At 64.4% G+C, this 5923-nt stretch carries 6 protein-coding genes; 1 reads left to right on the top strand and 5 read right to left on the bottom strand.

From position 1 onward, the window contains the following. From VF515_19375 to VF515_19360, 4 genes are all read right to left on the bottom strand, one after another. Positions 1-1077 (bottom strand): response regulator (locus VF515_19375; protein HEX7409797.1); only part of this gene is annotated, 1077 nt, incomplete at its 3' end. A 142-nt stretch (positions 1078-1219) separates the two neighbouring features. Beyond that, the gene (locus tag VF515_19370; GenBank protein ID HEX7409796.1) at positions 1220-2491 is read right to left on the bottom strand and encodes an acyl-CoA dehydrogenase family protein; all 1272 of its coding nucleotides are present in this window, start codon (positions 2489-2491) and stop codon (positions 1220-1222) included. Between the two features lie 98 nt (positions 2492-2589). Beyond that, the gene (locus VF515_19365; protein HEX7409795.1) at positions 2590-3018 is read right to left on the bottom strand and encodes a nuclear transport factor 2 family protein; all 429 of its coding nucleotides are present in this window, start codon (positions 3016-3018) and stop codon (positions 2590-2592) included. 111 nt (positions 3019-3129) lie between these two features. After that, positions 3130-4329, bottom strand: coding sequence for a lipid-transfer protein (locus VF515_19360; GenBank protein HEX7409794.1), 1200 nt, complete (start codon positions 4327-4329; stop codon positions 3130-3132). 189 nt (positions 4330-4518) lie between these two features. Between VF515_19360 and VF515_19355 the strand changes: the two genes are divergently transcribed. Beyond that, positions 4519-5412: an alpha/beta hydrolase gene (locus VF515_19355; protein ID HEX7409793.1), complete on the top strand. Its 894-nt coding sequence runs from the start codon at positions 4519-4521 to the stop codon at positions 5410-5412. Positions 5413-5477: 65 nt separating this feature from the next. Here the strand turns inward: VF515_19355 and VF515_19350 are convergent. Next, positions 5478-5923 (bottom strand): hypothetical protein (locus tag VF515_19350; protein ID HEX7409792.1); only part of this gene is annotated, 446 nt, incomplete at its 5' end.

The following is a 5923-nucleotide window of genomic DNA, read 5'->3' as shown; positions in this document are numbered from 1 at the left end:
GACCCGGCCACCGTGGCGCTGAATGACGCGCTGCACGGTCGCCAGCCCGATGCCGGTGCCCTCGAACTCCTCCGTCGAGTGTAAGCGCTGGAAGGCGCCGAACAGCTTATTGGTATATGCCATCTCGAACCCCGCCCCGTCGTCGCGCACGAAGTAGACCGGCTGCCCATCCATCTCGGTGCAACCGAACTCGATCCGCACCGTGGCATGCTTGCTGGTGTACTTCCAAGCATTTCCGAGCAGGTTGTCCAGCACCACCCGCAGTAAGTGCGCGTCACCGCGGCCACGTACCCCCGGTGCGATGACAAACTCGACCGACCGGCTCGAATGCGGCGCCCGCAGTTCGGCAGCGGCCGCCTGAGCCAAGGCGCTGAGGTCCACTTCCTGCCACCGCATCTCGGCGCGCGCCAGCCGCGCAAGGCTGAGCAAGTCGTCGATCAGCTGCGCCATGGCCGTGGCACTCTCCCGCATCCGTTGCAGATAGTGTTGCCCTCGCGCATCGAACTGCCCGGCGTAGTCCTTCAGTAACAGCGCCCCGAAGCCGTTGATGGCCCGCAGGGGGGCACGCAGGTCGTGCGACACGGAATAGCAGAAGTCTGCCAGTTCGCGGTTGGCGGCTTCGAATTCCGCCGTCCGCTCCCGCACCTGCCGTTCGAGCTCGGCGTTGAGTCTGCGGATCTCATCCGCCGCGCGCTGGCGCTCGACGGCATACCGCAAGGCGCGGACCAGCAGCGGCCCCTGCACTTGCCCTTTCACCAGATAGTCCTGCGCTCCCGCCCCAACCGCTTGCACTGCCGTTTCCTCGTCATCGAGGCCGGTGAGGATGACGATCGGCACCTCGTGGGCTTCGGCGTGCGCCTTGGTAAACGTCTCGATACCCTCGCTGTCTGGCAGTGACAGATCCAGCAGCACCGCATCGAACTCGCCTGCTTTGAGCCGCCGCAGTGCACTCGCGAGGTCGCCGGCGCACTCGAGGTCGAAGGGCTGCAGCTTGGATTTGCGCAGCAATGCGCGGATCAGGTGGGCATCACTACGGCTGTCTTCGACCAACAGGACATGAAGAGTGGGTATCGTCATCGCACGCCGTCCCCCGCCGTATTGAGTCACGGCGGCAGTCGCACGGCGAACGTCGTACCGCAACCGCCAGGCTCCCGCGTGGAACGGATGCGACCGAGTGCCTCGCCGTCGCGCCAGCGCTCTCGCGATCGGTTTCTCCAGGTCATTTCTGCTGGTCGAAGACTCTCCACATGTCGTCGTCGTCGAAGATCTTCTCGGAGTCGTCGGCGTGCATGGCGTCCTGCTCGAAGTCGCGGTAGCGCCCGCGGCGCGCGCGAAACTCATCGTAGAGGTCGTGCTGGATCATGGCGCTCATGATCTCGTTCGTGCCCGTCCAGATCTGCGCCAGGCGGGTATCACGTACGGCGCGTTCAATCGGATAGACGTCGGTGTAGCCGATGCCACCGGTCACTTGCATGGCGAGGTTGGCAACGTCCCAGGCCGCCTCGGTGACGAATTTCTTGGTCTCCGAGACGATGCGGCGCACACTGGGGATCTGGGCATCGGCAGCCAGGGCGGCTTGATAGATCATGGCGCGGCTGGCATCGAGCAGCGTCTGCGCCTTGGCGATCATGAAGCTGACCGCCTGGAACTTCCGAATCGGCGCTCCAAAGGCCTTGCGCCGGTCGGCGTAATTCATGGCCACGTCCAAACACGCTTGCATGCCGCCGGTGCACGGCGCGGCACTGGTCAGGCGCTCTGGAATCATCATGGTATTGAAAACCAGGGCGCCGCCGTGGAGTGGACCGATGAGGTTGGCTTTCGGCACCTTCACATCGCGGAAGACCACCCGTCCGGTGCCGCCGCCGCGGGTTCCCATCAGTCCGTAGAGGTACTTGACCTCGACCCCCGGGCTGCGGTCGATGATCATGGCGCTGATGCGCTGGTGCGCCGGCGCGTCGGCGGCCGGGTTGGTGCGCACATAGGCCAAGAAGAAGTCCGCGCCCTCCGCCCCAACGATGAAACGCTTCATGCCGCGGACGACGAAATGGTCGCCTTTGTCTTCCGCGCGACTGCTGGCGCCGAAGAAATCCGACCCGCCACGCGGCTCGGTCAGCGCCTCCGCCGATACCAGATGACCCTCCAACATCGGCTTGAGGTACTTTTGCTTTTGCTCCTCGGTCCCGAAGGTATTCAGGGCTTCGCCGACGATGGACGGCATGACAAAGGAGCAGCCCGCAGCCATGCCCAGGCAACCGATCTCTCCCATCGCGGCACAGTCCGCAACCCAGTTCATGCCCTGGCCACCGTATTTCTTGGGAAAGCGCAGCCCCAGGAGGCGATGCTTGGCGTAGAGTTCGTACAGCTCCCGCGGATACCGGATCTCGTCGCGGTCCATCCGCCGCAGGTACTCCGGATCGATCTCGTTCTTCACAAACTCCCGCGCCTTGTCTTGTATCGCGCGCGCTTGCTCATCCAGCATGAACTCGTTCATCGTCCCTCCCTGTGGCGCTGCTCCACGCCCTGAACCCGGCCTGCCCCTCTATAGAAGAGCTGGCAGAAGGTGCGGCGGAGACCGACGCGCCGTGCGCGTCAGGCGCGGCTGCGGGCCGCGTGCCACTCCTTCAATACCTTGTCGAGCTCGTGTTGGTTATAGATGTCCTCTTGGAACGAAAACATACCGTTGCCGGCGTAGAGCATGACGGTGATGCCGGCGAACTCGTAGTAAGTGCCGTCCGGTTTCTGCCCTGGCAGCCGATTCTGCCACTTATGGACGACGCGATTGCCGTCGATGGCCACCCACTCGACTGGATAGGTCCAGTCCTTACAGTACTCCATCACGGGAACGAGCCACGCCAGGATCCTGTCGCGTCCCGCGAAGACGCCGAATTGATGCTCGATGTACACGGCGTCTGCGGTAAAGGTTTTTCCAAAACCTTCCCAATCATCGGCGTCTTGCAGCGCCATGCGCGTGCGCCATGCCGCCTCGATCTCTTGCCGGCTGAATTGCGTTTGCTCCACAGCGCCTCCCGGCCTTCTGAAATGCGCGGCCAGCGATCGGCCGCCGAAAAGTTGTCCTTCCGGCTGAACGCTGATCGCTGACCGCTGGTGACTTCTTGCGTGCTTCCTTGGTCAGCCGGCGATGCTGGCCTTGCGATACATGGTGACGACCGCGGCGCCGCCGAGACCGAGATTGTGCTGCAGCGCGACCTTTGCCCCCTGCACCTGGCGTTTCTCCGACAGTCCGCGCAGCTGCCAGTTCAGCTCGCTGCACTGGGCCAAACCGGTGGCCCCCAGCGGATGCCCCTTGGAGATCAAGCCGCCGGACGGGTTGACCACCCACTTCCCGCCATAGGTCACCGCGCCCGAGTCGATCAGTTCGCCGCCTTTGCCTTCGGGACACAAGCCGAGCGCCTCATAGGTCACCAGTTCGTTGGCCGAAAAGCAGTCATGCAGCTCGATCACGTCGACGTTCTCCGGCCCGAGGCCCGATTGCTGGTAGACCTGCTGTGCCGCCTTGCGGGTCATGTCGACACCGATCAGCTTGATGCAGCTCTTCTCGTCGAACGAGCTGGGGAGGTCGGTCGCCATCGCCATACCGAGGATTTCGACAGCCTGCTTCTGCAGGTTGTGTTTCTTGACGAAGTCCTCGCTGGCCACGATCGCCGCCCCGGCGCCGTCCGACGTCGGGCAGCACTGCAGCTTGGTGAGGGGATCGTAGACCATCGGCGCCTTGAGAATGTCTTCGAGCGAGTACTCGTCCCGGAACTGCGAGTACGGGTTGTTGACCGAGTGCTTGTGGTTCTTCAGGCCGATCTTGGCGAACTGCTCTGGTTTGGTGCCGTACTTCTCCATGTGTTCGCGTCCGGCGTTGCCGAAGAACTGCGCCGCCCCCGGTGCGGGTGCGAACTGCCGCAACGAGACCATGAGCTCGAAATGGCGATCGAGCGGGTTGGTGCGATCGCTGTACTTCACGCCGAGCGACCCCTTCTCCATCTTCTCGAAGCCGAGCGCCAGCACGCACTCGGCGATGCCGCCCTCGACGAACTGCTTCGCCATGAACAATGCCGTCGAGCCGGTCGAGCAGTTGTTGTTGACGTTGTAGATCGGGATGCCGGTCAGGCCGAGGCCGTACACCGCGCGCTGGCCGCATGTGGAATCGCCGTAGCAGTACCCCACGCACGCCTGCTCAACATCGGCGTACGGAATACCGGCGTCCTGCAGCGCCTTGCTGCCCGCCTCCTTCGCCATGTCCGGGTAGTCCCACTGTTTCGAGCCTGGCTTCTCGAACTTGGTCATACCGACTCCGACAACGAAAACCTTTCTGCCCATTGTGCGCTCCTCCTTGTTCAGACTAGGCGCCGGCGGGTCCCGGTCGCCCGACGCGGAGTGTTTTAGCGACAACGGCGGGAGAAGGAAAGCGTTCCGCGACATCGGCTCCGAAGATACCCTGGCGTCTTGCGCAGCGGAGCACCCTTCGCCTATGAGGGAAGCACACCAACGCGTTGGAGAGAGCGAACCATGGCCAGCCAGGAACTCGGAATGATCATCGACATGCTCAAAGCTCGCCCGCTCGAGGCGGACGTCAGCGTGGCCGAAATGCGCGCCGGCATCGAAGCACTGGCGTCGATAGCCCCGCTGCCGGATGACGTCACGTTCGAGCCGGTCGATGCCGGCGGCCTGCCGGCGGAATGGGTGACGGCACCGGGAGCGCGCCGTGAGAACGTCATCTTGTACTTGCACGGCGGCGGTTACGTCATGGGCTCGATCAAGACGCATCGGGAGCTGGCGGCGCGGTTGTCCCGGGCAGCGGCAGCCCGTGTGCTGCTGATCGAGTATCGGCTAGCGCCCGAACATCCGCATCCGGCCGCCGTCGAAGACGCAACCGCGGCCTACCGCTGGCTCCTGGGCATCGGCGTCGCGCCGTCGCGCATGGTGATTGGTGGAGACTCTGCGGGCGGCGGCTTGACGGTGGCGACACTGGTGGCGCTCCGCGATGCGGGACAACCGCTTCCAGCCGCAGGCGTGTGCCTATCGCCCTGGGTCGACCTTGAAGGTGTGGGTGAGTCGATGGCCACCAAGGCGGCGGTCGACCCGATGGTGCAGCGTGATCCGCTGCGCAAGATGGCGGCAATGTATCTCGCCGGCCAGGATCCGCGCACGCCGCTCGCCGCCCCGCTGTATGCTGATCTGTCCGGGCTCCCACCGCTCCTGATTCAGGTGGGAACTGCCGAGACGTTGTTGGACGATTCGATTCGCCTGGCGGAGCGCGCGCGCAAAGCGGGCGTGGCGGTGAGCTTGGAGACCTGGGAGGACATGATACACGTCTGGCAGGCCTTCGCCTCCCTGCTTCCCGAGGGGCAGCAGGCAATCGAGCGCATCGCTGCCTTTATTAAGACGCGCATCCAACCCTGACTGACTCGCCCGCGGTGCTCGGCCAGCACCAGCACGGGGCAAGCCTGGGTTCCGCCCGCGGTTCGTTACCAGACGCCGGGTACAAGCCGCCACGGTGTCTTCTGCATGTACGCGATGTATGCGTCGCCGCGGGCGGCGGTCAGCTGGGCTTCCTCGACCGGGATGAAGGCGACAAACGTGCCGCCAATCATCAGCGACCACAGAAGCTGAGCCGCGTTCGGGTGGATGGCCAGCGAGCACAGCCCCGCGAGAATGGCGGCTTGATACTGCGGGTGGCGGACCTGCGCGTAACGCCCCTCGGTCAGCAACGGCGTCTCGGCACCGTGGGAATGCGACATCACTGCTGCCGGGACCCCGAGCAACCCGTCGAGCGCCCCGAAGGTCGCTCCCTCGAAGAACGCGAAAACGCAGAGCAGGAAGCCGACGTTGGCCGCGAAGCGGATCGGCCCCGCAAGTGCAAGGGAACCACCGGGAACCGATCGATGGTACCAGAGCACCGCCAGCCAAGTGA

The sequence above is a fragment of the Candidatus Binatia bacterium genome (assembly GCA_036382395.1).
Lineage (GTDB): Bacteria > Desulfobacterota > Binatia > HRBIN30 > HRBIN30 > JAGDMS01.
Note: the sequence above shows the minus strand (reverse complement) of the source record. Positions and strands in the feature narration are given on the sequence as shown.

Coding starts and splice junctions, on each gene's coding strand:
- VF515_19370 (HEX7409796.1), bottom strand. CDS start 2,491: ATGAACGAGTTCATGCTGGATGAGCAAGCGCGCGCGATACAAGACAAG.
- VF515_19360 (HEX7409794.1), bottom strand. CDS start 4,329: ATGGGCAGAAAGGTTTTCGTTGTCGGAGTCGGTATGACCAAGTTCGAG.
- VF515_19355 (HEX7409793.1), top strand. CDS start 4,519: ATGGCCAGCCAGGAACTCGGAATGATCATCGACATGCTCAAAGCTCGC.